At 37.6% G+C, this 26,631-nt stretch carries 31 protein-coding genes; 16 read left to right on the top strand and 15 right to left on the bottom strand.

All coding sequences use genetic code 11. From position 1 onward, the window contains the following. Positions 1-1,737: 1,737 nt before the first annotated feature. From IPJ16_00005 to IPJ16_00075, 15 genes are all read right to left on the bottom strand, one after another. Positions 1,738-2,148 (bottom strand): hypothetical protein, encoded by a 411-nt coding sequence (locus IPJ16_00005; GenBank protein MBK7625580.1) that lies wholly within the window; start codon positions 2,146-2,148, stop codon positions 1,738-1,740. A 337-nt stretch (positions 2,149-2,485) separates the two neighbouring features. Next, a complete protein-coding gene (locus tag IPJ16_00010; GenBank protein ID MBK7625581.1) occupies positions 2,486-3,091 on the bottom strand; it encodes a hypothetical protein in 606 nt (201 codons plus the stop codon). 391 nt (positions 3,092-3,482) lie between these two features. After that, a complete protein-coding gene (locus tag IPJ16_00015) occupies positions 3,483-4,229 on the bottom strand; it encodes a hypothetical protein (protein ID MBK7625582.1) in 747 nt (248 codons plus the stop codon). A gap of 113 nt (positions 4,230-4,342) precedes the next feature. Then, positions 4,343-5,674 carry a hypothetical protein gene (locus tag IPJ16_00020; protein ID MBK7625583.1) on the bottom strand — a complete coding sequence of 444 codons (1,332 nt, stop codon included), beginning with the start codon at positions 5,672-5,674 and terminating at the stop codon, positions 4,343-4,345. Positions 5,675-6,023: 349 nt separating this feature from the next. Beyond that, complete coding sequence (locus IPJ16_00025; GenBank protein ID MBK7625584.1) at positions 6,024-6,563, bottom strand: hypothetical protein; 540 nt, start codon at positions 6,561-6,563, stop codon at positions 6,024-6,026. Between the two features lie 318 nt (positions 6,564-6,881). Continuing rightward, a complete protein-coding gene (locus IPJ16_00030) occupies positions 6,882-7,169 on the bottom strand; it encodes a hypothetical protein (GenBank protein MBK7625585.1) in 288 nt (95 codons plus the stop codon). Further along, complete coding sequence (locus tag IPJ16_00035) at positions 7,159-7,731, bottom strand: DUF4138 domain-containing protein (protein ID MBK7625586.1); 573 nt, start codon at positions 7,729-7,731, stop codon at positions 7,159-7,161. Before IPJ16_00035 ends, IPJ16_00030 begins: the two co-directional genes overlap by 11 nt. 77 nt (positions 7,732-7,808) lie before the next feature. Beyond that, on the bottom strand, positions 7,809-8,018 hold the full coding sequence (locus IPJ16_00040; GenBank protein ID MBK7625587.1) for a hypothetical protein: 210 nt from the start codon (positions 8,016-8,018) through the stop codon (positions 7,809-7,811). A gap of 1 nt (position 8,019) precedes the next feature. Then, positions 8,020-8,304 carry a hypothetical protein gene (locus IPJ16_00045; protein MBK7625588.1) on the bottom strand — a complete coding sequence of 95 codons (285 nt, stop codon included), beginning with the start codon at positions 8,302-8,304 and terminating at the stop codon, positions 8,020-8,022. Between the two features lie 14 nt (positions 8,305-8,318). Beyond that, a complete protein-coding gene (locus IPJ16_00050; protein ID MBK7625589.1) occupies positions 8,319-8,957 on the bottom strand; it encodes a hypothetical protein in 639 nt (212 codons plus the stop codon). Positions 8,958-8,959: 2 nt separating this feature from the next. Beyond that, a complete protein-coding gene (locus IPJ16_00055) occupies positions 8,960-9,574 on the bottom strand; it encodes a conjugal transfer protein TraK (GenBank protein ID MBK7625590.1) in 615 nt (204 codons plus the stop codon). A 1-nt stretch (position 9,575) separates the two neighbouring features. After that, complete coding sequence (locus IPJ16_00060; GenBank protein MBK7625591.1) at positions 9,576-10,373, bottom strand: hypothetical protein; 798 nt, start codon at positions 10,371-10,373, stop codon at positions 9,576-9,578. 43 nt (positions 10,374-10,416) lie between these two features. Beyond that, positions 10,417-11,031 (bottom strand): hypothetical protein, encoded by a 615-nt coding sequence (locus tag IPJ16_00065; GenBank protein MBK7625592.1) that lies wholly within the window; start codon positions 11,029-11,031, stop codon positions 10,417-10,419. Between the two features lies 1 nt (position 11,032). Continuing rightward, positions 11,033-13,438: a TraG family conjugative transposon ATPase gene (gene traG / locus IPJ16_00070; GenBank protein ID MBK7625593.1), complete on the bottom strand. Its 2,406-nt coding sequence runs from the start codon at positions 13,436-13,438 to the stop codon at positions 11,033-11,035. Positions 13,439-13,705: 267 nt separating this feature from the next. Continuing rightward, positions 13,706-13,981, bottom strand: coding sequence for a hypothetical protein (locus IPJ16_00075; protein ID MBK7625594.1), 276 nt, complete (start codon positions 13,979-13,981; stop codon positions 13,706-13,708). Positions 13,982-14,298: 317 nt separating this feature from the next. Here IPJ16_00075 and IPJ16_00080 point away from each other — a divergent pair, with 317 nt between their 5' ends. From IPJ16_00080 to IPJ16_00155, 16 genes are all read left to right on the top strand, one after another. Next, positions 14,299-14,853 (top strand): sigma-70 family RNA polymerase sigma factor, encoded by a 555-nt coding sequence (locus tag IPJ16_00080; protein MBK7625595.1) that lies wholly within the window; start codon positions 14,299-14,301, stop codon positions 14,851-14,853. A 7-nt stretch (positions 14,854-14,860) separates the two neighbouring features. Beyond that, positions 14,861-15,124, top strand: coding sequence for a hypothetical protein (locus IPJ16_00085; protein ID MBK7625596.1), 264 nt, complete (start codon positions 14,861-14,863; stop codon positions 15,122-15,124). Positions 15,125-15,133: 9 nt separating this feature from the next. Then, positions 15,134-16,639: a nitrate/nitrite transporter NrtS gene (gene nrtS, locus IPJ16_00090; GenBank protein MBK7625597.1), complete on the top strand. Its 1,506-nt coding sequence runs from the start codon at positions 15,134-15,136 to the stop codon at positions 16,637-16,639. A 10-nt stretch (positions 16,640-16,649) separates the two neighbouring features. Next, entirely contained in the window at positions 16,650-17,210 is a 561-nt protein-coding gene (locus IPJ16_00095; GenBank protein MBK7625598.1) for a peroxidase-related enzyme, read from the top strand. A gap of 101 nt (positions 17,211-17,311) precedes the next feature. Next, complete coding sequence (locus IPJ16_00100) at positions 17,312-18,034, top strand: hypothetical protein (protein ID MBK7625599.1); 723 nt, start codon at positions 17,312-17,314, stop codon at positions 18,032-18,034. A 24-nt stretch (positions 18,035-18,058) separates the two neighbouring features. After that, positions 18,059-18,466: a hypothetical protein gene (locus IPJ16_00105; GenBank protein MBK7625600.1), complete on the top strand. Its 408-nt coding sequence runs from the start codon at positions 18,059-18,061 to the stop codon at positions 18,464-18,466. 145 nt (positions 18,467-18,611) lie between these two features. Next, on the top strand, positions 18,612-19,019 hold the full coding sequence (locus IPJ16_00110) for a hypothetical protein (GenBank protein ID MBK7625601.1): 408 nt from the start codon (positions 18,612-18,614) through the stop codon (positions 19,017-19,019). A gap of 57 nt (positions 19,020-19,076) precedes the next feature. Continuing rightward, positions 19,077-19,394: a thioredoxin gene (trxA, locus tag IPJ16_00115; protein MBK7625602.1), complete on the top strand. Its 318-nt coding sequence runs from the start codon at positions 19,077-19,079 to the stop codon at positions 19,392-19,394. Positions 19,395-19,415: 21 nt separating this feature from the next. Then, positions 19,416-21,356: a thioredoxin family protein gene (locus tag IPJ16_00120; GenBank protein MBK7625603.1), complete on the top strand. Its 1,941-nt coding sequence runs from the start codon at positions 19,416-19,418 to the stop codon at positions 21,354-21,356. Between the two features lie 69 nt (positions 21,357-21,425). Then, on the top strand, positions 21,426-21,902 hold the full coding sequence (locus IPJ16_00125) for a hypothetical protein (protein MBK7625604.1): 477 nt from the start codon (positions 21,426-21,428) through the stop codon (positions 21,900-21,902). 99 nt (positions 21,903-22,001) lie between these two features. Next, complete coding sequence (locus IPJ16_00130) at positions 22,002-22,568, top strand: YceI family protein (GenBank protein ID MBK7625605.1); 567 nt, start codon at positions 22,002-22,004, stop codon at positions 22,566-22,568. Between the two features lie 142 nt (positions 22,569-22,710). Beyond that, on the top strand, positions 22,711-23,247 hold the full coding sequence (locus IPJ16_00135) for a DUF4833 domain-containing protein (protein ID MBK7625606.1): 537 nt from the start codon (positions 22,711-22,713) through the stop codon (positions 23,245-23,247). Positions 23,248-23,258: 11 nt separating this feature from the next. Further along, a complete protein-coding gene (locus IPJ16_00140; GenBank protein ID MBK7625607.1) occupies positions 23,259-23,858 on the top strand; it encodes a hypothetical protein in 600 nt (199 codons plus the stop codon). 153 nt (positions 23,859-24,011) lie between these two features. Continuing rightward, positions 24,012-24,296: a DUF427 domain-containing protein gene (locus IPJ16_00145; protein MBK7625608.1), complete on the top strand. Its 285-nt coding sequence runs from the start codon at positions 24,012-24,014 to the stop codon at positions 24,294-24,296. A gap of 17 nt (positions 24,297-24,313) precedes the next feature. Beyond that, the gene (locus IPJ16_00150; GenBank protein MBK7625609.1) at positions 24,314-25,606 is read left to right on the top strand and encodes a thiosulfate sulfurtransferase; all 1,293 of its coding nucleotides are present in this window, start codon (positions 24,314-24,316) and stop codon (positions 25,604-25,606) included. Positions 25,607-25,664: 58 nt separating this feature from the next. After that, positions 25,665-26,618, top strand: coding sequence for an L-histidine N(alpha)-methyltransferase (locus IPJ16_00155; GenBank protein MBK7625610.1), 954 nt, complete (start codon positions 25,665-25,667; stop codon positions 26,616-26,618). The last annotated feature ends 13 nt before the right edge of the window (positions 26,619-26,631 follow it).

Below are 26,631 nucleotides of genomic sequence, written 5' to 3' on the forward strand. Positions count from 1 at the left end.
AAGCGTATACTCATACTCCTGTAATTTTCCCGCTAAACCTTGCATCTCTATCATAAAGAGGACGAAGCATCCACCTCATAATCATATCTTGAAACGCCTGGCCTGCTTAACAGCAAATTGTGCTGCCGGGGCTATATTTCGAAAAAAACTGTAAATGTTATAGAAAACTTTGCTTCTTCGGACGGTGTTAAAAGAATCTTTAGCAGTAAGGCTAAATATATTTTATCCCTTCTGTCGCTCTATAAAGCTAATAAATTCAGTACCAATTTCAAAAGTGCTTTTTGTTGCTCTTAAGAGACCTGCAATATTATCTTTTCTTCATCCTGGATTAAGTATTGGCAGGATAGTGGTACACCGATCTTGAGTGAATCAGAGTAAAGCGTTTCCCTCAAGAGTAACCCCCTTTTAACTAAGCGTTAGAGAAGGGGCTTTGTTAACATCAATAAAGTAATCTTCGATTATCACGATGAGAAAAAATTGAACTCCCAAAACAAAGGGCAATGCAAAATTTTAACGGTTTCATTTTTTTATGATTTTGATATTTTTCTTAAATTTCTATGAACCCATTGATTTCCAGAATATAAATATCTGATTTCAGAAAGAACTGAAATCAATTGCGACAACCTCGCTGTCAAAATAAGAGACTCGATTATCTTACCTGAAATATTGAAAATCTTAACGGTTTTTATTCTTTCGTTGCTTGTAAGTGAAAGTATTTCCCATACCAGTTTAGGAATAACAGGAGAACGTAATTTCCTTTATTTTCTCAAATTACTTGACAGGATTAACGACTGTAATTATTTCATCTTCCAAAACTGAATCACTGCATCCTCCTGCTTTGATAGTTAATTCAACACTGAATTTTTTGGAATTAACACCTAGGGTGTTGTAATAGTGTACCGGGCTGTGTTCGGTTATAATATCGCCCTCAAAGTTCCAGGAATAACTACTGGCGTTAACGCTTGTATTGTAAGCTTAATTGCATAGCTTAGAGTAACAGTAGTTTATGTCCTGAGTGAAATCAACCTTAACAATATCGTGGAAATTTTCTGTTCAAGATAATGCTTAACAACCGTTTAGATCAGGCTCTTGACGTAAACAGTATTACCAGTGGTAATGCTCGGCAAGTGTATTTTGTACCATCCATTAAATAAGCGTGCCCGGAATCAAACCATTTGTAGCTCATGGGTAAGCAGGTTAACAACATTGTTAACGTAGAGACCTTCCACAATAGCTTGTTTTAAGATCTGTTGTTGGAAGGCTTATCAGATCAAACACTAATGCTGAGATTTGAATAAGACTTTGTTACCACTTGTGACGGCTCTCCTGTACAAAGTGTTAACTTTTAATACATCGGGTCGCAAAGATATCCCTACTTCAGAGGCGATATCGGTCGAGGTAACACTGCAAGAGAGAAGACTGCCATTGTTAAGAGTACTATCGGCTCCTCCCGGCTGTCCCGGAAAGAAGGAGCAGGACAGTATTATAACAAATACACCAAGCTCACTAAGCTCCCGGCAAAATACTATCAAATAAAGTAATGAGTTAATATGTTTGTACAGCATTTCTCCCCAGAAATCCGTCAGTTACCTTCAAATTAAAGTATATTTTTGTACGAAAGTACCCCAGGTTGTAAATCTTCCCATCACCTAAATTACTATCTTCGATCGATGTGGCCTACAGGGAGGCACCACTGGTAAGTGAAAGTACCGGTTCCTCAGTTGGGAAGCGTTCCTGTTAAAGCAGAAGGCGATTAACATAAGTTATTGACTGATCGTTTCCGACTTCCCTCCACAAGCTCATCATTAACAGTGATTTTAACGCTGTTCGTGTAACCAGTGCCACAGGCACTAGTTTACCTTTCAGGAAGAATTTTGAAACTGTAAGAACTCCGGCATCGTAATAGTCATTTGTTGATCCTGTTATGTCGGTCCAACTTGCATTATTATCTGATATTTGCCATAGGTTTTGTATAAGATTGGCCAGTAGGCAAAACTGTAGTTGTAATCGGAGCTGCAGCAAAGTTTTACAAACTGACTGATCGCTTCCAATTGTTCCTGGATCGAAAGCGGGGTTAACTGTAATGGTAATAATATTAGTGTAAATTGTCCCATTACCTGCAGTCACCATCTTCTTGCGGAAGTACATAGTATTATTTAAGACACCACTTTGGTAGGTGTCTGAAGTAGCTAATACTTATATCGCTCCATTCTACTGCATCTTCTGATTTCATCCAATTTTGACTATTTACAACTACACCAGCAGAGGGACCAGTAATAGTGGTAAGAAGTGCCGGAGCTGCTGCGTAACAAATAGCTTGATCCATGCCTATTGTACCAACCAAAACCTCTGTGGTAACGGTTATTGTTATCGTGTTGGTTGCTAAAGTACCACACATTCCGCTTGTGGTCAACCTCTTGAAATAAGTCGTTTGTGAAGTGGCTGGTGGTTGATAAAAAAGCTTCTGTTTCACCAGTTATATTGGTCAGGCTAAGTTATCAATGGATTTTTGCCATTGATAAGTAAATGATCTGGTTCCTCCGGTAGCAATCGTTGAAACATCAAGTTTCTGAGGTATTGTGTTAAATAGAATAGTTTGATCAGTCCCAATAGTCCCAGGAATAAAAATGGGGTTAACATTAATAGTTATTATGTTCGTTTCTTTTACACCGCAAAGATCTGTTACAACCTTTTTGAAATAGGTTTTAACAGTTAATGTGGTTGGTTCATAATAGCTATCTGTTGCCCCTGTAACTACCGTCCAGCTCGATGAATTAAGCGAAGATTTCCATTGGTTTGTATATGAACCGTTTCCTCCGGATGGAAGACTAATTGAATTTAAGGATGCCGGGATATCGTTATTACAAACCGTCTGATCTGCCCCGATCACTCCGGGGATGAAATTATCATTAACTGTAATAGTAACGATATTTGTGTAATCATCAATTGATGCAGACGTTACTCTTTTGCGGAAATAAGTTGTTTTTATTAGTACACCTGGTTGGTAAGTATCGCTGTTAGCCGCTGTTTTATTTGTCCAGTTTGTACCATCCTCAGTTTTGCCATTGATACAAGTAAGTACCGTTTCCACCAGATGGAATAACACTGGTAGTTAATTGGGCTGGTGTGGTATTGTAACAAATTGTTTGATTTGCTACTATGCTCCCGGGAACAAGTAATGAATTAACATTGATTGTTAATACATTGGTTTCAATCGTCCCGCAAGATCCATCAGTGGTCAGTCGCTTAAAATATTTTTAACTGTCAGGGCTGGCGGCTGAAAGCTTTCAGACGTTGCGCCGGTTACGTTTGACCATGTTGAATTATCAATGGAATTTTGCCATTGATATGCAAAAGATCCTACTCCTCCCGTAGCGGTCTTAACGGAAACCAGTTCTGCTGGCACGGCTCCATAATTCACGGTTTGTGAAGAACCAATTACTCCTGGTAAAAACTGGCTATGAACTGTTATAGTAATTTGATTACTGTTTACAGTTCCACATGTTCCGCTTGTTTCCTTTCTTCTGAAATAAGAAGTCGATGTTAAGGCTCCTGATGTATACGTTTCTGAATTTGCAGTAGGGATATCGGTCCATGAGGAAGCAATCAGTTTTTGCCATTGATAAGTATATGCACCCGTTCCTCCGGCGGGGTAAGTGTTTGTTAGAAATATTCCCGGAGAGGTCCCGTAACAAATTGTTTGATCTGATTTTTACCGATCCCCCAACAAGGGGACTATTTACAATTATTTGCACGGAATTAGATTGAACTGTTCCACAGCTGCCACTTGTTTCAGATCTTCTGAAGTAAAGCGAAGATGTCATTACTCCTGGAGAATATGTTTCAGATGTTGCGCCAGAGATATTGTTCCACGTTGAATTATTAACTGAGTTCTGCCATTGATAAGTAAACGATCCTGTTCCTCCTGTAGGTAAAGAACTTGTTACAAGTAATGCCGGGGCAGTGTTATAACATATTGTCTGGCTGTTGCTGATTGAACCAGCAATCAGATCCGGCCTAACGGTTACAACAACTGTATTTGTATAGCCGGAGCCGCAGGGATTAATAACTTTTCTTCTGTAATAAGTTGTCGAAGTAAGGCTAACCGGTTGGTATGATTCGTTTGCAGCTCCACTTATTGGCGACCAAACAGAATTATTCGGAGAAGACTCCCAGAGCCAGGTAAAAGTTCCTGTTCCACCCGTTGGTGCAACATCTGTTGTCAGCAATGCGGGGACATGATTATAACAGATTGTTTGACCGGCCCCGATTGTTCCTACATAAACATCCGGTCTTATATTGATCGTAACTGTGTTTGTGTAACCACTTCCGCAAAGATCTGTTACAGTTTTACGATAATAAGTTTTGTGGTCAACACTGGTGGCTGGTAGGATGTGCCACTGGCCCCGCTTATATTATTCCAGTTAGAATTATCAATCGAACTCTCCCAGGTATAGGTAAATGAATTACTCCCTCCTGAAGCAGCCAGGGTAGTAGTTAAAAGACTTGGAGAAGAACTATAGCAAATTGTTTGATCAGCTCCAATAGTCCCAATAGTAACAGCGGATCTGACAGAAATTTGAATAGTGTTTGTATAACCCGCTCCGCAGGAAGCATCTTTTACATGCCTTCGATAATAAGTTGATAGATTTAAACTACCTGGCTGATATGTTTCGCTTGTAGCTCCGGAAATAACATTAAAATCAGTACCATTCAAAGAATTCTCCCAGGTGTAAGTATATGTTCCCTGACCCCCCGATGGGCTTGTACTTGTTAGCAGAGCCGGTGTTGTATTTATACAAATAGTTTGAGCTGATCCAATGGAGCCAACAGAGAAAACAGGCTTAACAGTAATTGTTATAGTATTATTGTAACCATTACCACAACTAGCATCAGTTACTTTCCTGCGGTAATATTTGGTTGCTGTTAATGCTCCGGGCTGATAAGTGGCTTCTGTAGCACCTGTTATAATACTCCAATCGATATTATTAAGAGAGCTTTCCCATACATAAGTATAAGTTCCTTGTCCTCCTGATGGCGCTGTAGCGTTTTCAAGTAGTGTTGGCGTGACGCCATTACAGATCGTCTGACTACTGCCAACCGTTCCTATAGAGAAAGCGGGTCTTATTGTAACTGTTACAGTGTTTGTAAACTTATAACTACAATTAGCGTCTATTACTTTTTTGCGAAAATAGGTAGTTTGAGTTAAGGCAGTGGACTGGTAAGAAACAAGGGTTGCTCCGGGTATGGCATTAAATGTAGAATTGTCCAGCGAACTTTCCCAGGCATAAGTAAAAGAATTTGATGCTCCTGAAGGATTGGAAAGAGTTGCTATAATTGCCGGTATTTCATTATAACAAATAGTCTGGTTACTACCAATACTGCCAGTTGACAGATCCGTCCGGACATCAATTGTAATCGTATTAGTATAAACCGTGTTGCATGAGTTTATAATTGCCTTGCGATAATATGTTTTAGAAGTAAGGGCCGGTGGCTGGTAATTCTGACTCGTGGAAGATCCAGAAGCAGCAGTCCAGTTTGAGTTATCCGGCGAAGCGTACCACTGGTAAGTGTTTGAACCAATGCCTCCTGTTTCAATAGCAGTAACCGTAAGAATGCTTGGGATAGCATTATAGCACAAAGTCTGGTCTGATCCAATTGTTCCCGCTGCCAAATCATTATAGCCGTGTATCTGAATCGAATTTGTATATAACTCGCCACAACTGGCATCAATAGTTTTTCTTTTAAAATAAGTATAACCAAGAGCGAAAGATGGTTGGTATGTTTTCCCAGTCGCTCCTGAAATTGAGTTCCAGTTCGTATTATCTGTAGAACTATACCATTGATAACTATAATTAGGATAAGAGCTTCCTCCCGTTGGTGCTGTCGTTTCTGTTATTGTTGCCGGTGAAATATTATAACAAACATCCTGATTGCTTCCAATTGCTCGGTGGTTAGAGCAGCGTAAACATATTTTATTACTTCATTACTTGGAGGACTTACACAACCCAATTCTGTAGTTGTCAAAAATCTTCTATATGATGTTGTCTGATTAATATAAGTTGGTTGGTAAGATGCTGAATTAGCTCTGATATAGAATTCCAACTACCAGCGCCTGTTTTGCTTTGCCAATTAATTGTATAGGCAGAATTAGAAGATAAAGAAATATCGACTATATTTTGTGGTGTTCCTCCAACATTACAAATAACCTCGTTTGAGCCTATAGAATTACTGTATGTTCCTACGACTTTCAGGTCGAATCCGATCGTATAGCTGTTACCAGAACAATAATCCTGAGAAAGGTACGAAAAGCTCCAATTACCAACTACATTAAAAAACCCGGCTGGAAACACATAAGTAAAATTCCAAGAACCTTCTGCTGAAAGATTCGCAGGATCTATTACTAAAGCAACAGATCCATCAGGTCTTTTTACAGTAATAGGGTTGGCCCACCAATACTCGTCACACCATCCATACTGATCACACTCGTAGAGCCAATTGTTTGATCCATATAAAGTGGTAGTACTTGCAGAGTTTACACATAGAGAAGGAATATCTTCCACGCTTTGACTGGTTGAAGTACACGACTGACCAAAAGAATAATTGGTTGACAGTAAAACAATTATTAAAGTAGAATAAAAAAGGAGTAGTAATTTTTCATAGCCTAGAAGTTATAGTTCATTCCAATTTTTATAATGAAACTGGCATTACCAACCTTGCTAAGCTGAAAGAATCGCTGGTCAAGATCCAGGTTAAGCATTATCTTGCCAGAGATGAAATATTCAGCGCAAAGCCCTATGTTCTCTCAGACAAAAAACTGGCTTTTCTTTTCGTCCAAGATTGAATTACTTATGAATTCCACTCCCGTTAGAAAACCCCTTTTACATTGAAAATAACTTATCCCCTGGATTATAGAAAGTATAGATCAGCTCCGGGTTTGCATATACAATTGAGGCGTTGCTTAAATCAAAGCTTACTCTTTCAAAGTCAAGGCTTCCACGATAAGCAAGATTACCACTTTTATAAAAGGTAATTCTTGAAGAGACGTTAAAACCGTTTTTAACATAAGCATAATTAATTCCCAATGCCTTACTTCCTTCAACATGTATCAACTGTGCGCCTGCTGAAACCGAAATAATTAAAAATGCAAGTATTAGTCTAATTTTCATTTGCAGAGAGTTTTTGTTCAAATACTTTCACTTTTAACATTTTATCTCCTGATATCTCTATAATCGGGTTGCGGGTCCCCTTGAGTTCCCTGAGCTGGATAACCAAAGAGCCGTCCTTGCCTCCGGTAAAACGCTCTGTTACATAACCCAGCTCTTGTTTTTGGTATGCAGTAACAACCTTCACAGGGGATTCAAATTCGATTTTAATTCTCTGCTCGATCTTGGCCTCGTTTTTTTTCATCCCTTTTCGCTTTCCCTCCACAACCTTGAAGTATATTCCGTCAATGTTATAATCGCTGCCGGTATTGTTAATTATAATGATCTTGAAGTATGTGAAATTGTCATCATTTTTTATGTTGGCAACCTGAAAGGTCAAACCATTCTCTACCTTGCCGATCGAGCTATATTCTGTCTTATCAGAGAGTACACTGTTAAGGCGTTCTTTCATCTTTGAGTTAATGCTTTCAAGGGTGGCGACCTCTTGCAGCTTCTTCTGGTCAATCTTTCTAATTTCCTCACTGGTGAAGTCATAGAAAATCTTAGTGCTGTCGCCATACTTCAACCGGCCATACCAGATCTTTTCATTATCCAGCTTAACGGTTATTGATGTTTCCGGGGAAAGAGGATCATTGCCCCGGATTACACAATTCTTGCCATTTTGAAAATATCATAATACTTATTTTTATTCTCCCCAATTGCTGGATTGTTGCCGACAACAATAAAAACAATACTATCAGTGAAATTGAGAGTTGCGGTATAGTCTTTATTTACCTCAATTACTCCCATATTTTGAGCAGTCATGGGACCTGCCAAAAAGGCAAGCAATACTGTTAAGAGAATATTTCTCATGTTACTCTTTTTTAATAAAAACTTTGTAGCCTTTATATAGGCTTACGATTGGTTCCTTTTTTCTTGTCATGGCCCTTATTGTATTATCCACAGCATTGGCGGCAATTCCTACTCCGGTACCTGCAGCAATACCAGATGAAATAGCAGAAGAAGTTTCATTAGTGGTTTGACTGGCACCTTCCCTAACCGATTCATTAAGGTTTCCTTCATAAGGAAGCCCCCGGGAATATTTTTCATCGAAAACAATTAAACTATTTACCGAGGAAACCAAGCCATCAGTATTCATTATCTGGTAAATATTTATATCGAAAACATTTCCAGATTCTGAAGCTTTCCCATAAAGGATGGCGTTTTTCTTAAAACCTTTCCGTCTATCGAGAGATCCTCAAGAAGGAAAAAAACAACCGATGATTGGTTTTTTATTTTGGTGTCTTCTTCCAGCATTGCAGCAGTAAACCCGTCGTTTTTAGCCTGCGAACCATGTGCGGATTTTTTTCCTGAGGATCTTTCAGAAACAATTATTCCAAAACCTCCGGTATCTTCTTCTTTCTTCTGAGGAGCTACGCTTCTTGTTTCTGCCAGTATTTTTTCTTTTACTTTTATGGGTTCTTGTTTCTGAGGTACCGGCATTCTTACCTGGTCCTCGGTATTGGACTTCATTTCAACATCTTTGCGGGGTTCTGACTGGTAAGTTTTAAAATCAGCAGTTTTTGATAGATCCTGTTTTACTTCCGGCTCCTGGTAAGAGTTGGCCTTTTTTAGCCGGTTATTATATTCCTCCTTTGCCAGGTCTTTCTCCACCAGATCAGGAACGGTAAAATCAGCAGCTGCAGATCCGGCCGAAGGGTCTTTTTTAGAATAAACACTAACCCCATAAATAACCATTATCAGAATAACTACGCCAATAGCACCAAAAAATATTAACTTCTCCTTATTCATAGTTATTTTATTTCAATGCGGTTATTCTCTGCAAACCTTGTGATCAGTAGTCCATGAGGGTTTAGAGGATAGTTCCGGCTAACAAATATTATTAACCCGGTTGTTTCAAACGAATATCTAACTGTTTGGTCATCCTGTGTGATGGACAGACCCGCCTTAACCCGGAAAGAATAAGGCTCGTTATTTCCTAAGATCTCTATATTCTCAGAGAGTATTTCAATAGTTTGTTTTATTCCATAACTTGAAACCTTTGTATACCAGCCATCATTCTTGCGTTTTATATAAAGCTGCTCTATTGAATTATCGCCAAACCACAAAGCTTTTTCAAGGCTCTTCTCAACATTAAAAGCATCATATTGATAGAAATAAGTATGAAACTTTTCAAGGTGGTCTTTGATCTCAACCTTAATGTTTTCATCCCTTTGCATCCACTTCATGGGTATCACTTCGCCATTAGAATCAAGAACCAACACAGTATTTAACTGCTTGGTGTAAAGGTTATTAATGGAAAATGCGAATATTGCCGATGAACAAACAAATGAAATCAATAGACCCCATACGACCAGTCGATTGATAATTAGGGTTTTATAGATATCTATTTTAGGTTTGTCCATCATGCTACTTGATTAATTCTTTCAAAAAGGGCATTGACATTTTAAAAAGCTTGATTTTGATTACAATAACCAGGATAAGAGCCAAAATAACCATCAGCCCTCCTGAGATAGCCATACTGGATGGATCTACAGGAGGCACTGGCATAATAACAGTCATTATATCAAACAGGGTATTTGCAAAAACAACCACGAAAGCATATGGAATTATGACCAGGTAGTAACGGGCATACATCTTGAAAACATTGTATATATAATCTTTAGTTTTATCGAAAATTGAAAGGGCTATCATCAATGGAATAAAGATTTTGATAAGCCCCATAAAAAAATAACGCTCCGCCAGAAAAACAGGGTAGATTAAAAAGTCAAGGATTTTTAATAAGAACTGCGTTATGTGGGTGTAGGCTCCACCTGTCCAGCTGGAAGGATTCATCATATTTACGACCTCTCCAATCTTTCTTAAAACACCATCTATTGCAGATTCGTTAGCCGGTGGCGGAGTAACAGGGAAGGAAGAAACAGTAAATAAATCCGGTTTGCTATTAAAACCCCTTAATGCCTCCGATTCGATCATTGCACATGCTGAATCAAATACATCTAAAATCTGAGTACTTAATCCGACCAGCAAAAGAAGCCCAAGCATTCTAAGCAGGGTATAGGGAGAAAATCCTTCATCTCCCTCGCTAAAGACTTTCCCTGATTTTGAAAAGCTTCTGAAGAAGCTCTTCCAAAGCGAGAGAGCCAATATTAAGGCTCCTATAGATTTTGAAACTATGACCAGGTAACCAAGATCACCTGCAAACATTGCTTTATAGACTTTATCCAGATACTCTAGTCCCATATATAAATTACTTAAAAATGCTATTAATATAATTTAGCGTTCTAAGTTGCATCCGCTGATTATCAAGTATTTCAACTTCGATTATTGCTGAATTTATGACTCCAAGATTTTCTCTAAGTTCTTTAATGGCCTGGTTCATGTTAAGTAACCTTTCACCATCGGACATTTCAGAAAAATTATCAGTAAGCACCACTGTAAGCGTAGTAATAGCATAGCTTGTTTGGCTCAACAGCCCCATCATAGATTCGCTTATCATGTGATATTCAGAGGGTTTAAAACAATTATGATCACTAATTGTTTTCAAAGAATTAAGGACCCTTGTATAAGATTCACTAACCTGAACAATAGCCAGTTCAAGATTATGATAATTTGCAACCTTGCGATTAATCTTTCTAAGTTTCTCTGTTGCATCTCTTATTGCCTGTAAGCTTTCTTTTTGTGTATTCACTTGTTCGGTAAGGGTGGTAATTTGCCTAATACGATCGGCTTTTTCCAGACTCTCTTTTGCTGCATCTTCGGCCTGCCAAGTAGGGTTCTTTACAACCATGGTTAAACCAGCTGGAATTTGACCAAAGATTTCGTAATTCAGAATAAGCAGTAAAAACACATATAAAGTTCTCATTTTAAGCATTTTTGATTTTACTGAATTTTTCTATTGCACTCTCCATATTTCCGGTTTCTTTAAAAAGTTCCATGACCTCAGTGTACTCCTTCCCCTCAGTCTGAAATGCCAGGAGAACTTTCTTTGCCAGCTCCAGCCTCATTATATTGCTCTCAGATCCTATCTTGAGTAAAAATTCTGAATATTTTATTTTTCCCGTGAAGTTGTATTTGATTGATCCCAACTGGTTCTCATCATGCTCCTTTAGAGAAAGGCGCTCAATGATCTCCCTGTAGCCTTTCTCATTTTGCATAATGTACATTACCTGTGTATTATCGATCATTGCATTTGAAGCATCGTTTTTTGGTAGCTGGTTTGGAGATTGAAGCACAATTCCAATAGCTGCCTCCTGTTTTCTGGCCGCCTGATAGAAGTACTCTGCAGATGAAAGCACTGATGGAAATTTTAACATTTTTGCGAATTCATCAAAAAAGATTACCCCCTTTGTGCTGCGATCTTTCCAGACAACTTTCTGAACTGCTTCGCTGATCATGTGAAGCATGATGGATAGCAGTACATGATTGTCTTTAATCTCGTCAAGTTCAAAAACGATGAATTTCTTTCCCTCGATCTTATAACTATCGTCCGTTTTTGCTTCAAAAAGAAAAGAGTAGATCCCTTTGCCGATAAACTCTGAGGTAATATGTAGAAAGTCCTCAATATCAAAGAATTTTGGATTAAGATCCAGGACTTTCATTATATCTTCTTTGTTACTGTCTATGAATTCGTAGAACTGTGGGAAACTATGATCCCTTTCTATAGATTTATAATAAAGAGTTATAACCTTCCGAAGGCTAACTGCTTCATCTTCTTCCGGGAGCCGGTCCCTTTTCCAAAGCTTGAAAACGAATGTTGAAAGTTCATTTATTTGACTGGCCGAAACATTTTCAGTGTTTTCAACGAAAAAAGGATTTAGGCCTATACCAACTCCATCCTGATACTTGATGTAAACAGTATCATCCGGGTACAATAATGAGAGTTTCCGGTAACTATCCCCCAGGTCAATGATTACAATCCGGATATCGTTCTCATAGAACTGCCTGAAGATATGGTTTGCAAGTACTGATTTGCCTTCACCCGTTGGAGCTATTATAAAGAAATTACGGGCTTTGATTCTCTTTCGATCTTCGTCCCATACATCCTTTTTAACCGGAATATTATAGACCCGGTCATTAAAGTAAATCCCCTTTTCATCGTTTTTGTAATTTGTAACGTTCGTGAAAAAACAAAGGCTTTGCTGAAGATCTATTGGGAGAATAATATTCGACTTGTCAATGTTGGCTACATTGGCAAAGAATGAATTAAAGAAAAGGTTTCTCTTATTTGCTCCTATGGGTGCATAAGGTGTTATATCTAGGTTTTTAAACTCATTGGCCACCATCTGCTCATAAGAGCGGAAATCCGCCTCGTTCTCTGCGTAAAACACTACATTAAAGTGACAGCCCGAAAGAATAATCTTTTCATCCTTTGTAATTGTATCCAGAAATTCACCCAACATTTCTGCATCGGTTTCATATTCCTTTTTGAATTTTCTTGCTCCATGAAGCATTGTTCTTTGATCCTCAAGCTTTCCTTTTTCCTGCTTATGGTTTCGTATGTATACTATTTGATTATAGATGTGATCAAAGGGAAGGTTTAAACCAAGGTTATCTGCAAAGCCGGTATGATAGATAAAATCTCCGGCACTCATTTTTTGATCATAAGAACAAGTCTTGACTGTTTCTCCCAGCTGTTTAACCTGGTTGACGGCAAAAAGTCCTATGAACTTATTGCCGACCTTCATTTTATCGGCATCTATTTCGGTATAGCGGTCCTCGTAGAATGAGTTAAAATAACCAAATTCCAAATATTTATAAACCTCCTCAGTAACAGGATCAAGCTTCAGGTACCTTGAGTTATTTATATAATCAAAGCAACGCTCTACGCCTACTTCAAATTTCCTTTGTCTCTCATACTCCTTAAGATACTCGGCAGTCTTAATGGGTTTTTTAAACGGATTTTTGAATCCGTCGTTTATTGTTTTTCCACTCTCATTAAAAATGAAGAATACGAATGAATTATGATCATTATACTCTCTCCCATGGAAATGACTTTTCGTAGCTTCCTGAAGAAAAGTTCTCGATGGCATCGAGGCAGAATCGAACTTCTTTTTTAGATATAAATCGCATTTATGAATAATTGTACCTTCCTCGAAATCCCTAAATACGTTATACCAGATATCATGAATAGCATCAAAATCTTTTTCAGAGTTTGAATATATTTCTCTTAAATGAACATGAAAACCAAAAATTACGGACCCGTTATTTGAATAACATCGGTGTCCATCACGATATAGGACTTGAGGGGTATCACTCAGGTTAATTTCCATACCCTATTTATAAATATCGTTTATGATAGTATTTGGGAACCGTTCATTTATTAAGCCTGAAAAGACACCAGGAATTTAATTTTTTCAGGACCAGGTAGCTGACAATTAAAATGATGGTGTAAAGGGTAAGTTTGAAAATAGTTATCCCTGTAGAAAGCAGAAAAATGACTATGATTAAAATAAGTATATAGAGATAAAACAAAGACAACCGCAATCCCAGGATATACGGTTGCTTATTAACATTTTTATATACTCTATACGACTTCATTAACCTGCCATAATAAAGGCAACGATTCCAACCAGACAAAAATATACTGCCAGATAAAGTACAATGCTTGTAATAAATCCTCTGTAATCCCTTGAATCTCCAAGGACCTTCCCAATGTTGGCTAATGCACCAACTATTAATACCAGTCCCCCAATAATTGGAATTGCCGGTTTAACCCAAACGGTATAAAAATTATTAAGAACATTAGTGACCTGTGCCTGGATCTCAAAAGAGAATAGCAGAAGCAACGCCAATAAAGAAATTGTCTTTTTCATAGGATTATCTGTAAAATTTATAAATTGTATAATTCTGTTTTAAACAGAGAAAGCTATCACTGATGAAAGAGTCAATAGGTCTAGCACTGGTGAAATTTCCCATGTTGTACTGTTTTAAAAACAGTACAAAAAAATGACAATATCTTATCTATTTAAGTCAAATTCAGGTCTGAAAAGACTTTGTATTTAGGTAGTTTTATCTAATGTGGGAAAACCTTTGGCTATGAATATATATTACCAGACATCAACAAATCAATTTTCTCTCATCAAGACTAGTTTTAATTGAGTTATTACTATTTTTAGCTTTTTATCATATTATGAGCGGAGATAACAAATTATCACAATGGGTTGAATCCTATGCTTCAGAACTATTCTCATGGGCGTTCCATAAGGTTTCTGATTCAGAACTTGCCAAAGATCTGGTGCAAGACACCTTCCTTGCAGCAGCGGAGAAAATAGATGGTTTCAAGGGTGAGAGCTCCCCGAAAACATGGTTGTTTTCAATCCTGAACCATAAAATTATTGATCACTACCGACGTAAGATACATCAACCTGTTAGTATTGATAATCAATCATTATCAACTTTTTTTGACGAGGATGGTTCCTGGATATCTGATAAAAAACCGAAAGACTGGCATGAAGATGAGCAAAACCTGCTTGACGATATTGATTTTCAGAAAATTCTTCAAAAATGTCTTGAAGCCTTACCGGAAAACTGGAACATTTGTGTAAGACTAAAATACCTAAGTGAAAAAAGTGGTGAAGAAATTTGTCAGGAATTAAACATTGCTCCTACTAATTTGTGGCAGATTATACACAGGGCAAAAGTTCAGCTCAGGGAATGTGTCGAGAATAAATGGTATAAAAATTAAATGTCAGATGAAAAAGTTAATGAATAAGTTGTTTTTATCATGTCTTAAGGCTACTGAACTTATCGAGAAAAAGCTTCATTTTAAACTGACCTTTACAGAAAAGCTGCAGCTGAAAGTTCATAAAGCAATGTGTGATGCATGCACGATGTATGAAAAGCAAAGTAACATTCTCGATAAAGCATTGGGTGGTTCCTTGCCCATAGATGATATTGCTATTGACTTAAATGATTTCAAGAAAGAGATTATGGCGAAAATAGAAGAATCAAAATAAGATATACTGATGTTTATAAGCCACCCAAAGTCTCTTCCAAATTATTATCTGCAAATTGCTCTCGAGAATAACACAGTTAAAAGGGCATTCAGAACAGCAATAATCGTTGGATTAATACTCAATTTCATCAACCACTCTCAGGCTTTCATTACGTTATCATTTGACGATGTAAACCTATTTATGGTTTTACTGACTTTCATGGTTCCCTACCTGGTTTCAACATTCTCTTCCGTAGCCGCTAACAGCAATCTGGTAACAGGAAAAATTTCTAATATCGATGGTCTGCTTCAGTGCAAAAATTGCAAAATGGTCGATTTTAAAGCAAAAATAGGTGAAGAGATTGAGGAATGTTCAAGCTGCAAAAAGAAAACCAGTTGGAGAATATTAAAATTGTCATCATTTACAAAAAAGGATAATGACATGATGAAGAGTCTTGCCTTATTTGCGAGACATAATCCGGAACCTCTTTTCAGAGTTGATGAACTGGGAATAATAACCGGAGCCAATCCGGCTTCTGAGATTCTTTTTGAGAAGGAATCCCTGGGCGGCGAAAATATAAAAACGCTTTTCCCTGAACTTTCAGAAATAGATATTTATGACCTGATTGTAAATCGTGAGAAAAAAAATATTACAGTCATTGTAAAAAACCGGATTTTCGATTTAACACTCAAAGGAGTAGCCTCAATAAGTACCATGAATGTTTATGGCAATGAAATCACACAGATAGTGATGGCCCAAAACACAATTAGAGAACAGGCAAAAAACATCAGCGATAGTATCGTATATGCCAGCAGGATACAGGTTGCAATGCTTCCAGAAGATAACCATCTTAAAAGTATATTACCTGAGTGCTTTGTTTTTTACAAGCCGAAAAATGTTGTAAGCGGCGACTTTTACTGGGTTAACCAGCTCGGTGATCTTAAAATAGTTGCAGTTGCAGATTGTACAGGGCATGGAGTACCGGGAGCTTTTATGAGCATGATGAGCATATCGTTGCTGAATGAGATAATCCTCAGAGATGAAGTTGTAAACCCTGGTGAGATTCTTAATATTCTCAGGGAAAGGTTATTGTCATCACTCTCATATGGATCAGGTAAGTCCGCAGTATCTGATGGTCTAGATATAGCTATTGCAGTGATCAACACTAAAAAAATGACCATTGAGTTTTCGGGTGCATACAATCCTATGTGGATCTGCCGAAATGGGAAATTGATAATTCTTGAAGCAGACAGGATGCCGGTTGGTAAACATTTTATTGACCCTTATCCTTTTTCAGTAAAAACTGAAAAAGTCATTTCCGGCGACAGATATTTCATGTTCTCCGACGGATTTAAAGACCAATTCGGGGGAGAAAATAATAAAAAATATTCTTCCGGAAGATTTAAAGAACTCATTATTGAATCTGACTCCTTGCCATTTAACCAGATCCAAGATAAATTCGAGAACGCATTCGATAAATGGAAACAGAACAGGGAACAGATTGATGATGTTCTGATTGTCGGGATAAAAATCTAAATATTTTGTAATGAACAGGATTAAAGTCATTCAACCTGAAGAGGCTACAGGAAGATTAAAAGAAATATACTTTGATATAATTCAAAAAAGAGGCAAGCTTGCCGATGTTCATAAAATACAGAGTTTAAGACCAGAGAGCATTGTTAAACACATGGATCTTTACCTTGAGATTATGTTCTCAAAATCGGAACTCTCCAGGTCTGAACGTGAAATGATGGCAGTTGTTGTATCTGTAAAGAATGGTTGTGAGTATTGCTGCCTGCACCATTCTGAAGCATTAAATCACTATTGGAAAGATCAGGAAAGGTTATCACTTTTTGTCTCTGATTACAAAAAAGCCGGATTGAATGACAGAGAATTACTTTTATGCGATTTTTCAGAAAGGTTAACCGGTTCGCCGGATCAATTTAATGACGATTCAATTGTTTACAAACTAAAGGAAAACAGCTTAAGCGATAGTGCCATTCTTGATGCTACTCTCGTAGTGGCATATTTCAATTTTGCAAACCGTATTGTTTTGTCTCTGGGAGTGGAAACAAATGATGACGAAAGGCACGGATATAAATTCTGAAAGAAAATCTCATTCCCTGATTACATCTAAAAAAATTCCTGCTATCTGTCAGGATTATTAGTTTCTCCGACTGTTTGTTCATAACATAAAGAATTATGATTATGAACAGATTATTTTTATTTACAATGCTTACATTATTTTCAATATTCAGCAAGGCTCAATCACCTTATATTAAACAACTTGATCCTTCAGAGTTCCGGGAGATGGTAAAGGGTGAGAAGGGAAGTTTGCTTGACGTCAGAACTTCATCTGAATTTGCAAACGGACATATAAAAGATGCCGGTCAGTTAAATTATTATGCCTCCGACTTTAAGAAGAGATTGCTGATGTTGCCAAAAAATCAACCGGTTTATTTATACTGTAATACCGGTTATCGCAGCCAGAAAGCTGCCGAAATTATGGCACAGAACGGCTACAAACAAATTTATAATCTGGAACATGGTATTATGGCCTGGAATCTGAATTCTTTGCCGATTGTTGTTGAACCTTATGCCAAACCAGACACTGAAAACAAAATGGAACCGGATGAGTTTTTTGCTTTCGTTAATACTCATTCGCTCACATTTGTAGATTATTACGCCCCCTGGTGTGGTCCCTGCCGTCAGATGATGCCGGTTATAGATTTACTTCAGGCAGAATATAGGAATAAGGTTAACATAATAAAGGTAAATGCTGATGCCAGCAGCAAGCTGGTAAAAGAGCAGAAAATTTCAGGTGTGCCATATTTTGTACTTTATAAAAATGGCGAAATAGTATATACACATAGTGGTCTCCTGACCAGAGAAAAAATTATTGAAATTATAGAATCCAACAAAAAATTATAAATTAATCAATTAATATTTAACAATATGAAAACAGCAAAACCAATTCTAATAGCTATTATACTTAATATAATAATAGCACTGTCACTAAATGCACAAACTGAGATTAAGGTAATTGCCGTACTTAACAAAGCAGATTGGTGTCCGGTATGCCGTACACATGATAAAAGGGCTATGCCTGCAATAATGGACAATAATATAGACGGTGCAGTTAAGTTTATTATCTATGACCAGTCAAATGATCAGACCACTGAGGAAACAGGCAAAGACCTTAAAATTGCAGGATTGGAACAGACCATTGAAAAACACGATGGTGCCGGTATGGTTTCTTTCTTTAATTACAAATCAAAAGAATTTATCAGTCAGATAAGCTTTGCCGAATCTAATGACAAACTCACAGAAGCATTAAACCTGGCAAAAAAAAGTGTAAAATAGTACATCTTCCAAATCATTGAAAAATAGCATATTCCAGAATACCGGGATATGCTATTTATATTTATTCTAAATTATTTGTCAGGTTCTAAAAGTTCTGCGACAATTTGGTTGTTATCAAAAATTATAAATATTAAAAACAAAAATTATGAAAACAGTAAAATCAATTTTCACAAGCATGATACTTGCTTTAATGGTATCAGCATCAGTAATGGCTCAGTCAGAACCCAAAGTAGTTGCAGTAGTTAATAAGGCAGACTGGTGTCCGGTTTGTAAAGAAAATGGTGAAAGAGCAATGGCCGCCTTCATGAATAACAATAAAGACGGTGCCATTAAGTTTGTCGCCAATGATCTGACAACTGCTGAAACAAGAGATAAATCAGCTGAAGAGCTTAAATCTATTGGACTGGATCTGGCGGCTGGAAAAGTTCAGGGAACAGGTCTTGTATCTTTCTTCAATCCAAAGACTAAAGCCTTACTGAATCAGATAAGTGTATCCAGCACTGATGCTGAACTTGCTGCAGCAATGCTGACGGCTAAGAAAGAAATTAAATAAAAATTTAATCAGAAAGGCGAAACTAAAAAGTTTCGCCTTTTTAAAATCTAAAAAATCATGGCAAAAGAAATAACATCGGAAAACTTCAGGGAAGTTGTTCTGAATTCGAAACAACCGGTTTTGGTCGATTTTTGGGCTCAATGGTGCGGACCTTGCAAGGTGATTGGTCCGATCGTAGAAGAATTATCAAATGAGTATGCAGGTAAAGCTGTGGTTGGAAAGGTAGATGTGGATTCTAACCAGGAACTTGCTGCACAATTAGGGATTATGAATATACCTACAATCCTTTTCTTCAAAGACGGAGTAATAGTGGATAAGCTTAAAGGTGCAGCTCCTAAAAAGGAGTTTACAAACAGACTGAATAATATTATATAAACAACCTGGAATAATTATACAATGAAAGCACTCATCACATCAATCGCCTTGCTGATTTCAGTATACACCTTCTCTCAGGTTCAGGACCCGGTGAAATGGAATACTACAGTAACCAATATTTCACCAGATACTGCCCTTATCACTATAACAGCAAGTATCGAAGAACACTGGCATATATACAGTCAGACTCAAAATATCAAAAACGGGCCGGTAGCAACTTCATTTAAATTTATTCCTGACAATTCATTCGAAATTGTCGGGAAAGTTAAAGAAGGGCAGCCGATTGAAGAGAAAGAAGCGGCTTACGATAATATGCTTGTTTCATACTTTGAAAAAATTGCATCATTCGAACAAAAAATAGCCATTAAAGAAAAGGAAAACTTCAAACTGAATTTTGAAGTTACTTATATGGCTTGCAGCGACAAGATGTGTCTGCCTCCAGAAACAGAAGAACTCAGCGTTGATGTGATGGCTGCTTCTGGTAATGATAAGATAAGTGCTTTTAATCAGGATTTTACCCCATCAGGAAATTCACTGACAGGATGGGCAATATTTCTAGCAGGTTTCATCGGAGGTTTGCTTGCATTGCTCACTCCATGTGTATTTCCAATGTTACCATTAACTGTTAGCTATTTTACCAAACAAAGTAAAACTAAGGCAATTGGGATCCGGAATGCCTTGATTTATGCAATATCTATAATAGTAATCTATGTTACTCTTGGTTTGGTAATAACTCTTACTCTCGGTCCTGATGCTTTAAATGCACTGGCAAGCAATGGAATTATGAATCTGGCATTTTTCTTCATTTTTGTTGTCTTTGCAGTTTCATTTTTCGGAGCTTTTGAAATTACCCTTCCAAGTAAATGGCTGAATGCCACCGACCGTGCATCAGACCGTGGTGGATTGATTGGAATTTTCTTTATGGCTTTTACTCTATCATTAGTATCTTTTTCCTGTACCGGACCAATTATAGGGAGCCTTCTTGTGCAGGCAGCTGTCAATGGAGATGTTACCGGTCCAGCAATAGGAATGTTCGGATTTGCCCTGGCTCTTGCATTGCCCTTTGCTCTCTTTGCAGCATTCCCCGGATGGTTGAATTCTCTTCCAAAATCAGGAGGCTGGCTAAATTCGGTAAAAGTTGTACTGGGATTCATTGAACTTGCATTTGCGCTGAAATTCTTATCATCAGTTGACCTTGCGTACCATTGGGGCATAGTGACAAGGGAGGTGTTTATTGCTCTATGGATAGTTATTTTCAGTTTACTTGGATTTTATCTGCTCGGAAAATTAAGACTGCCACACGACGGTGAACAGAAACATACATCCATTTCCGGGTTGCTTTCAGGCATTCTTGTGTTAGGCTTCGTAGTTTATCTTATTCCCGGTATGTGGGGTGCACCTTTGAAAATGATAAGCGGCTTCCCGCCTCCTGCCTTTTATACCGAAGGCTGGAGCCTGCAAACCCAATCAGCAAATGTTAATAATACAAGTGCTGCAGTTATTTCTGATAACGAATTCCATTGTCCTCATAATTTAAATTGCTTTCACGATTATGATAAAGGAATTGCTTATGCGAGAAGCGTCAACAAACCTGTAATTCTAGACTTTACCGGCTGGAGTTGTGTGAATTGCCGGAAAATGGAAGATAATGTATGGAGCGATAAAACTGTCCTGGGACTTCTGAACAACGATTATGTACTTATTTCACTGTATGTTGATGACAAAACACCTTTGCCTGAAAACGAACAATATGTATCTGAAACCACAGGAAAGAAAATAAAAACAATTGGAAATAAATGGAGCGATTTCCAGACAAAACATTTTAAAACCAATTCCCAGCCATATTATGTGCTTACAGATCATAACGGCAAATTGCTTGCAGCTCCGAAAGGTTACGATACAAGCATAGAGGATTACATAAACTTTCTGAACGGTGGAATTTCAATTTTCAGGAAAATCTGATAATAAAGACATATTCATTGTCAGGTTATGCAATTCTCACGACTATAAGAGAAAATAAATAAACAAATTATGAAAAAGAAAAAGATTTTAAAGATTGCAGCAACTTTGATCATTGCTGGTGTGGTTATCGGAGGAGGTATCGGATTATACATGTTCAATATGCCTCAAAGAAATGTTCAGGCTGCCAAAGCTGATTTTACGTTAACAAGTTCACAGATTGTATCAGAATATCTCTCCGGAAAGGATGATGCCAACAGGAAATATCTCTCAGGCGACGGAAATTCAAAGATCCTTATAATTACAGGTACTGTAAACAAAATATCAGAAGATTTTAACGGTCAAAAAGTTGTTCTGTTAAAAGAAACCGGAGACAAGGCAGGTGTAAGCGCTTCATTCACAGAAGAGACCAGCCACAATGCGGATGATCTTCAGCCTGGAAGTACAGTAACAATTAAAGGTGTAATCCGTTCAGGGGCATCCTACGACAGCGATCTTGAACTTTACGAAAATGTAATACTTGAGAAGTGTGATATAGTGAAGGAGTGAGAAGTCGGAAGACTGGAGACAGAAGACCGAAGTAAAAAACTGAAATAAAAGTAAATAAGTAAAAACAAATAATAATATTAATAATTAACAATTGAAATCATGAAGAAGTTATCATTTTTAACAGCAGTCTTATTAGCGATTGCAACAATTACAGTGAACGCTCAGACATCGGGAAAACTAGTTAGTTCGAAAACTCAGATTAAGTTTTTCTCCACTACCCCTGCCGAAGATATACAGGCAGCCAATACCACGACCGTCAGCACTATCAACAAAGAAACCGGGGAAGTTGTGTTTTCAGTCCCGATGCAGGGCTTTGAATTTGAAAAAGCTTTGATGCAGAAACATTTTAATGGAGAGGATTTTCTTAATACACAGGCCTTCCCGAAAGCCAAGTTAAAAGGTAAAATTACAAACCTTGATAAGATCGATTTTTCAAAAGATGGGACTTACACTGCCAGTTTTGAGGGTGAAATGACTATTAAAGAGGGAACAAAACCTGTTAAGGAAAATGGAACTCTTACTGTAAAAGGGAACGTAGTTGAACTACAGAGCAAATTCATAATAGCTCTCGCAGATTATGGGATCACCTTTGTAAAGGGCAAACCCTCAACGAACATTGCTAAAACTGTCGAAATTACAGTGTTCGCAGAGTATAAACCTGAATAATCTGGTCCTGCATCTTTACTTTAAGATTTGTTCAGGTAAGGAGATGATAAAGGCAGTTGAAATGAATCCTCACGTTCCAGTTATATCAATATCAGGGTTACGACGTGGAGGTTCTTTCTTTAATAAATAAAATTAGTTACAGATGAAACTATTAACTATCAAAATATTACTTTTGATCTTCACAACCACAATTTCATATGGATCTATGTTTTCAGGGAATTCAGAAAAAAATAATGTATATGATTTATTTAAAATTGGCCGTAGTCGTGATACCAATGAGATAATATATTCGATCAAGTTTGATCAGACAGGTCAACCTGATAAAACCGATCCGATTGAGATTCACTGGATAAAAAGGACAAATAATAACAAGGTTGAACCTTTAACCTGGATACAAAAGAAATATGCCTATGGTGTAAAAATCCTTTATGACCTCAAAAAGGAAGATGAAATATACTTTCAGTTTGTTTCATACGATAAACGCACATTTATCCTTAAGAAGAATGTGGAAAATTGCTATAAGGTGTTTACTCTCTCAGGTGAAAAAGAGGTTGAAGTCTCAAGGATATTTATACAGATAGATGGCGGAAGTTTCTGGTTGCCAACCATTTCAAGAGTGGAGCTTCACAGCAAAGAACCTGGTTCAGGGAAACTTGCAATGGAAACTATTAATCCTTAAAACTGATTGTCATGAATTTTTTTAATGCATTAATAACAGGAATTCTGGTTACATCAGTTGGAGCACTCCCTCTTGGTCTGGTAAATCTCTCGGTCCTCGACAGTTCTCATAAAAAGGGATACAGAGAAGGAATGAAGATTGCTCACGGAGCCGCTATAACTGAAGTTTTATTTGGACTGACAGCGATACTGGCCGGATTGTTTATTCAAAGGTTATTTGAAGAAAATCCCACACTGAATTATATTATAGTTGCGATAATCGGTATTATGGGAATTATGTTCTTAATTAAAAAGAATAAATCAGGAGGTGGTGCAGTAAATAATTTTTCGGGCTTTTGGAAAGGAGTATTTCTCAACCTGGTCAGTATACAAGTATTGCTTTTCTGGATTGTAGCTATTGCTTTTCTTTACAGCCGTAACATTTTCAATAATTCCCCGGTTTTTATTGTTACTTTTCTGTTAGGGATCTGGGCCGGAAAGATGGGAGTTCTGTGGATATATGCCCGGATGAGCCGGATAATCCTTTCGAAATCTGATCTCCTGGCAAGGAACATTAACCGGATAATCGGCGTAGTACTCCTCACAACATCACTTATAAATATTTTAAAATAGATTAAGTTCTTAAAAATAATAAGCTTAGGTAAAAATGAATTAGTAAATTGTAAGAAATGAAATTATGAAACCCACATGTTTCAAAACACCAACAATGATGAAAATATACTCATCTTGGTTACATGTGACCGCTAAAATCAAAATTATATACACATGAAAGCAATATGGAACAATAAGATCATCGCAGAAAGTGATGATATAATAAATGTTGAAGGGAATATGTATTTCCCTGCAGAAGCAGTTAATAAGGAGTTCTTAAAAAATAGCGACACCCATACTGAATGTCATTGGAAGGGTACAGCATCATATTACACTCTGGATGTAGATGGCCTTACCAATGCAGATGCAGCGTGGTATTATCCTGAACCACGGCCGCTTGCCGATGGCATAAAGGGCAGAATAGCATTCTGGAAAGGCGTACAGGTAATTAAAAGCTGAATATTAAACTGTATATAATGACTGAAACAGTATCTGAAATCACCACAAAAGAGTTAATCTCAAAAATTGGAAATACTGATGTACATATCATTGATGTCCGCCCGGTTGACGCTTATAATGGATGGAGACTTGCCGGGGAAATAAGAGGGGGACATATTCCGGGAGCCAGAAGCATACCGCTAAAATGGTTTAATTACATCGACTGGATAGAAATTGTGAGGAAGAAAGATATACTTCCGGGGCACAAAATTATTATTTATTCCTATGATCGTAAAGATGCTGAAAGCGCTTCTAAAAGATTCCTTGCTTCAGGATATTCTGATATTAATATATACACAGGGTTTCTTCCAGAGTGGACCATGGGAAATGATCTACCGCTGGATAACCTTGCCAGGTTTCAGAACCTTGTTCATCCAAACTGGGTAAATGACCTTATCAGAAGCAGTAAGCCTGATGAATATAATAACAACAAGTATGTTCTGCTTCATGCTCATTACAGGAACAGAGATGCATACCTTTCCGGACATATCCCCGGAGCAATTGACATCGATACTCTTGCCCTTGAAGCTCCTGAATCATGGAATCGCAGGTCGCCTTCTGAACTGAAGACAGCTTTGGAGAATCATGGAATTACATCCGATACAACAGTTGTAATATATGGAAAGTATATGCACCCTGACAATAATGATCCCTTCCCGGGAAGTGCAGCCGGAGACATAGGTGCGCTGAGGGGTGCATTGATATTGATGTATGCCGGAGTTAATGATGTTAGGGTACTGAATGGAGGATTCCAGTCGTGGCTCGATGCCGGGTTTGAAACTTCATATAAAGATGAAGGTAAACAACCGGTGAAAGAATTCGGAGCATCAATACCTGTTCATCCTGAACTGATTGTTGACACACCTGAAGCGAAAGAGATGCTCAGGTCAGGAGATGCAGAACTTGTTTGTGTCAGAAGCTGGGCAGAGTATATCGGGGAAGTTAGCGGCTACAATTACATTGAAGCAAAAGGGAGAATACCGGGTGCCGTTTTTGCCGATTGCGGAAGTGATGCCTACCATATGGAAAATTACCGGAATCTCGATCTTACAACACGTGAATTCAATGAGATCGCAGATATCTGGATAAAAAATGGTATTACACCTGACAAGCATCTTGCATTTTACTGTGGCACAGGATGGAGAGGAAGCGAAGCATGGTTTAACGCCTGGCTCATGGGCTGGCCTCGTGTATCAGTTTACGACGGCGGCTGGTTCGAATGGAGCAACGATCCCCAGAATCCTTATGAAACAGGAATACCGGTAAAATAAAGATATCTTCTAATATTATGTTGTGATGCAAAATAAAAATGAATACTATATAGCTGAAATGACAGATATCCAGAGCCTTGAAGTGGATACATTAAAAGGCTTGTCATCTACACCCAAATACCTTCTTTCAAAATATTTTTACGATGATGCCGGAAGCGCTATTTTTCAGGAAATAACAAAAATGCCGGAATATTACCTGACAAGATCTGAACAGGAAATATTTGAAAATCAGAAGGAACAAATAACAGATGCAATTATTTCCGGCCACTCCCGGTTCGATCTTCTCGAACTTGGTTCCGGTGATGGTTCCAAAACAAAAATACTTCTGAAACATCTTTTACAAAAGAAATCAGACTTTAAATATATTCCTGTTGATATCAGCTCCAAAGCAAATAGTGATCTTGTCAGGGAGCTTAATAAAGAAATCCCCTCATTGAATATAAGTCCTTTAACAGGAGATTTCTTTGGACTGACAGATGCCGGGAATATTAACAGTGACACAAGTAAAGTAATATTGTTTCTTGGTTCCAATATAGGGAATTTCACAGAACCTGAGATTGACATTTTTCTTACTCAGCTTTCTGATTTATGCAGAAGAGGAGATAAGATATTAATAGGATTTGATCTGATGAAATCACCTGAAATTATAATGCAGGCTTATGATGATCCTTATGGCCAGACAAAAAAGTTTAACCTGAATCATCTTGCCAGACTGAACAGGGATCTTGCAGCTGATTTTAACCTCAGCAAGTTCGAACATCATACCACATATAACCCTGTGTCAGGTTACTTAAAGAGCTATCTGGTCTCAAAAGAACAACAGACGGTTGACATTAAATCGTTGGATCAGAAGTTTGTTTTTAATAGGTGGGAACCTGTTTTCATGGAACTTTCAAGAAAATTCGATCTGCTTTCAATTGAAAGATTTGCATTCAATCATGGATTCTCAATTGTGAAACATTTCACAGATCAGAAAAAATGGTTCACAGATTCACTCTGGGTCAAAACATAATTTTTGAATTAAA

Source organism: Bacteroidales bacterium, from assembly GCA_016709865.1.
In the GTDB taxonomy this organism is placed as follows: Bacteria; Bacteroidota; Bacteroidia; order Bacteroidales; family VadinHA17; genus LD21.

What these genes read in the sequence shown, in the direction of transcription:
- IPJ16_00045 (MBK7625588.1), bottom strand. Translation starts at nt 8,304, where the DNA reads ATGAATACTGATGGCTTGGTTTCCTCGGTAAATAGTTTAATTGTTTTC.
- IPJ16_00080 (MBK7625595.1), top strand. Translation starts at nt 14,299, where the DNA reads ATGAGCGGAGATAACAAATTATCACAATGGGTTGAATCCTATGCTTCA.
- IPJ16_00060 (MBK7625591.1), bottom strand. Translation starts at nt 10,373, where the DNA reads ATGTTTGCAGGTGATCTTGGTTACCTGGTCATAGTTTCAAAATCTATA.
- traG (MBK7625593.1), bottom strand. Translation starts at nt 13,438, where the DNA reads ATGGAAATTAACCTGAGTGATACCCCTCAAGTCCTATATCGTGATGGA.
- IPJ16_00120 (MBK7625603.1), top strand. Translation starts at nt 19,416, where the DNA reads ATGAAAGCACTCATCACATCAATCGCCTTGCTGATTTCAGTATACACC.
- IPJ16_00140 (MBK7625607.1), top strand. Translation starts at nt 23,259, where the DNA reads ATGAATTTTTTTAATGCATTAATAACAGGAATTCTGGTTACATCAGTT.
- trxA (MBK7625602.1), top strand. Translation starts at nt 19,077, where the DNA reads ATGGCAAAAGAAATAACATCGGAAAACTTCAGGGAAGTTGTTCTGAAT.
- IPJ16_00005 (MBK7625580.1), bottom strand. Translation starts at nt 2,148, where the DNA reads ATGTACTTCCGCAAGAAGATGGTGACTGCAGGTAATGGGACAATTTAC.
- IPJ16_00075 (MBK7625594.1), bottom strand. Translation starts at nt 13,981, where the DNA reads ATGAAAAAGACAATTTCTTTATTGGCGTTGCTTCTGCTATTCTCTTTT.
- IPJ16_00155 (MBK7625610.1), top strand. Translation starts at nt 25,665, where the DNA reads ATGACAGATATCCAGAGCCTTGAAGTGGATACATTAAAAGGCTTGTCA.
- IPJ16_00145 (MBK7625608.1), top strand. Translation starts at nt 24,012, where the DNA reads ATGAAAGCAATATGGAACAATAAGATCATCGCAGAAAGTGATGATATA.
- IPJ16_00135 (MBK7625606.1), top strand. Translation starts at nt 22,711, where the DNA reads ATGAAACTATTAACTATCAAAATATTACTTTTGATCTTCACAACCACA.
- IPJ16_00055 (MBK7625590.1), bottom strand. Translation starts at nt 9,574, where the DNA reads ATGATGGACAAACCTAAAATAGATATCTATAAAACCCTAATTATCAAT.
- IPJ16_00085 (MBK7625596.1), top strand. Translation starts at nt 14,861, where the DNA reads ATGAAAAAGTTAATGAATAAGTTGTTTTTATCATGTCTTAAGGCTACT.
- IPJ16_00150 (MBK7625609.1), top strand. Translation starts at nt 24,314, where the DNA reads ATGACTGAAACAGTATCTGAAATCACCACAAAAGAGTTAATCTCAAAA.
- IPJ16_00130 (MBK7625605.1), top strand. Translation starts at nt 22,002, where the DNA reads ATGAAGAAGTTATCATTTTTAACAGCAGTCTTATTAGCGATTGCAACA.
- IPJ16_00040 (MBK7625587.1), bottom strand. Translation starts at nt 8,018, where the DNA reads ATGAGAAATATTCTCTTAACAGTATTGCTTGCCTTTTTGGCAGGTCCC.
- IPJ16_00105 (MBK7625600.1), top strand. Translation starts at nt 18,059, where the DNA reads ATGAAAACAGCAAAACCAATTCTAATAGCTATTATACTTAATATAATA.
- nrtS (MBK7625597.1), top strand. Translation starts at nt 15,134, where the DNA reads ATGTTTATAAGCCACCCAAAGTCTCTTCCAAATTATTATCTGCAAATT.
- IPJ16_00125 (MBK7625604.1), top strand. Translation starts at nt 21,426, where the DNA reads ATGAAAAAGAAAAAGATTTTAAAGATTGCAGCAACTTTGATCATTGCT.
- IPJ16_00030 (MBK7625585.1), bottom strand. Translation starts at nt 7,169, where the DNA reads ATGAAAATTAGACTAATACTTGCATTTTTAATTATTTCGGTTTCAGCA.
- IPJ16_00095 (MBK7625598.1), top strand. Translation starts at nt 16,650, where the DNA reads ATGAACAGGATTAAAGTCATTCAACCTGAAGAGGCTACAGGAAGATTA.
- IPJ16_00050 (MBK7625589.1), bottom strand. Translation starts at nt 8,957, where the DNA reads ATGAATAAGGAGAAGTTAATATTTTTTGGTGCTATTGGCGTAGTTATT.
- IPJ16_00110 (MBK7625601.1), top strand. Translation starts at nt 18,612, where the DNA reads ATGAAAACAGTAAAATCAATTTTCACAAGCATGATACTTGCTTTAATG.
- IPJ16_00065 (MBK7625592.1), bottom strand. Translation starts at nt 11,031, where the DNA reads ATGAGAACTTTATATGTGTTTTTACTGCTTATTCTGAATTACGAAATC.
- IPJ16_00100 (MBK7625599.1), top strand. Translation starts at nt 17,312, where the DNA reads ATGAACAGATTATTTTTATTTACAATGCTTACATTATTTTCAATATTC.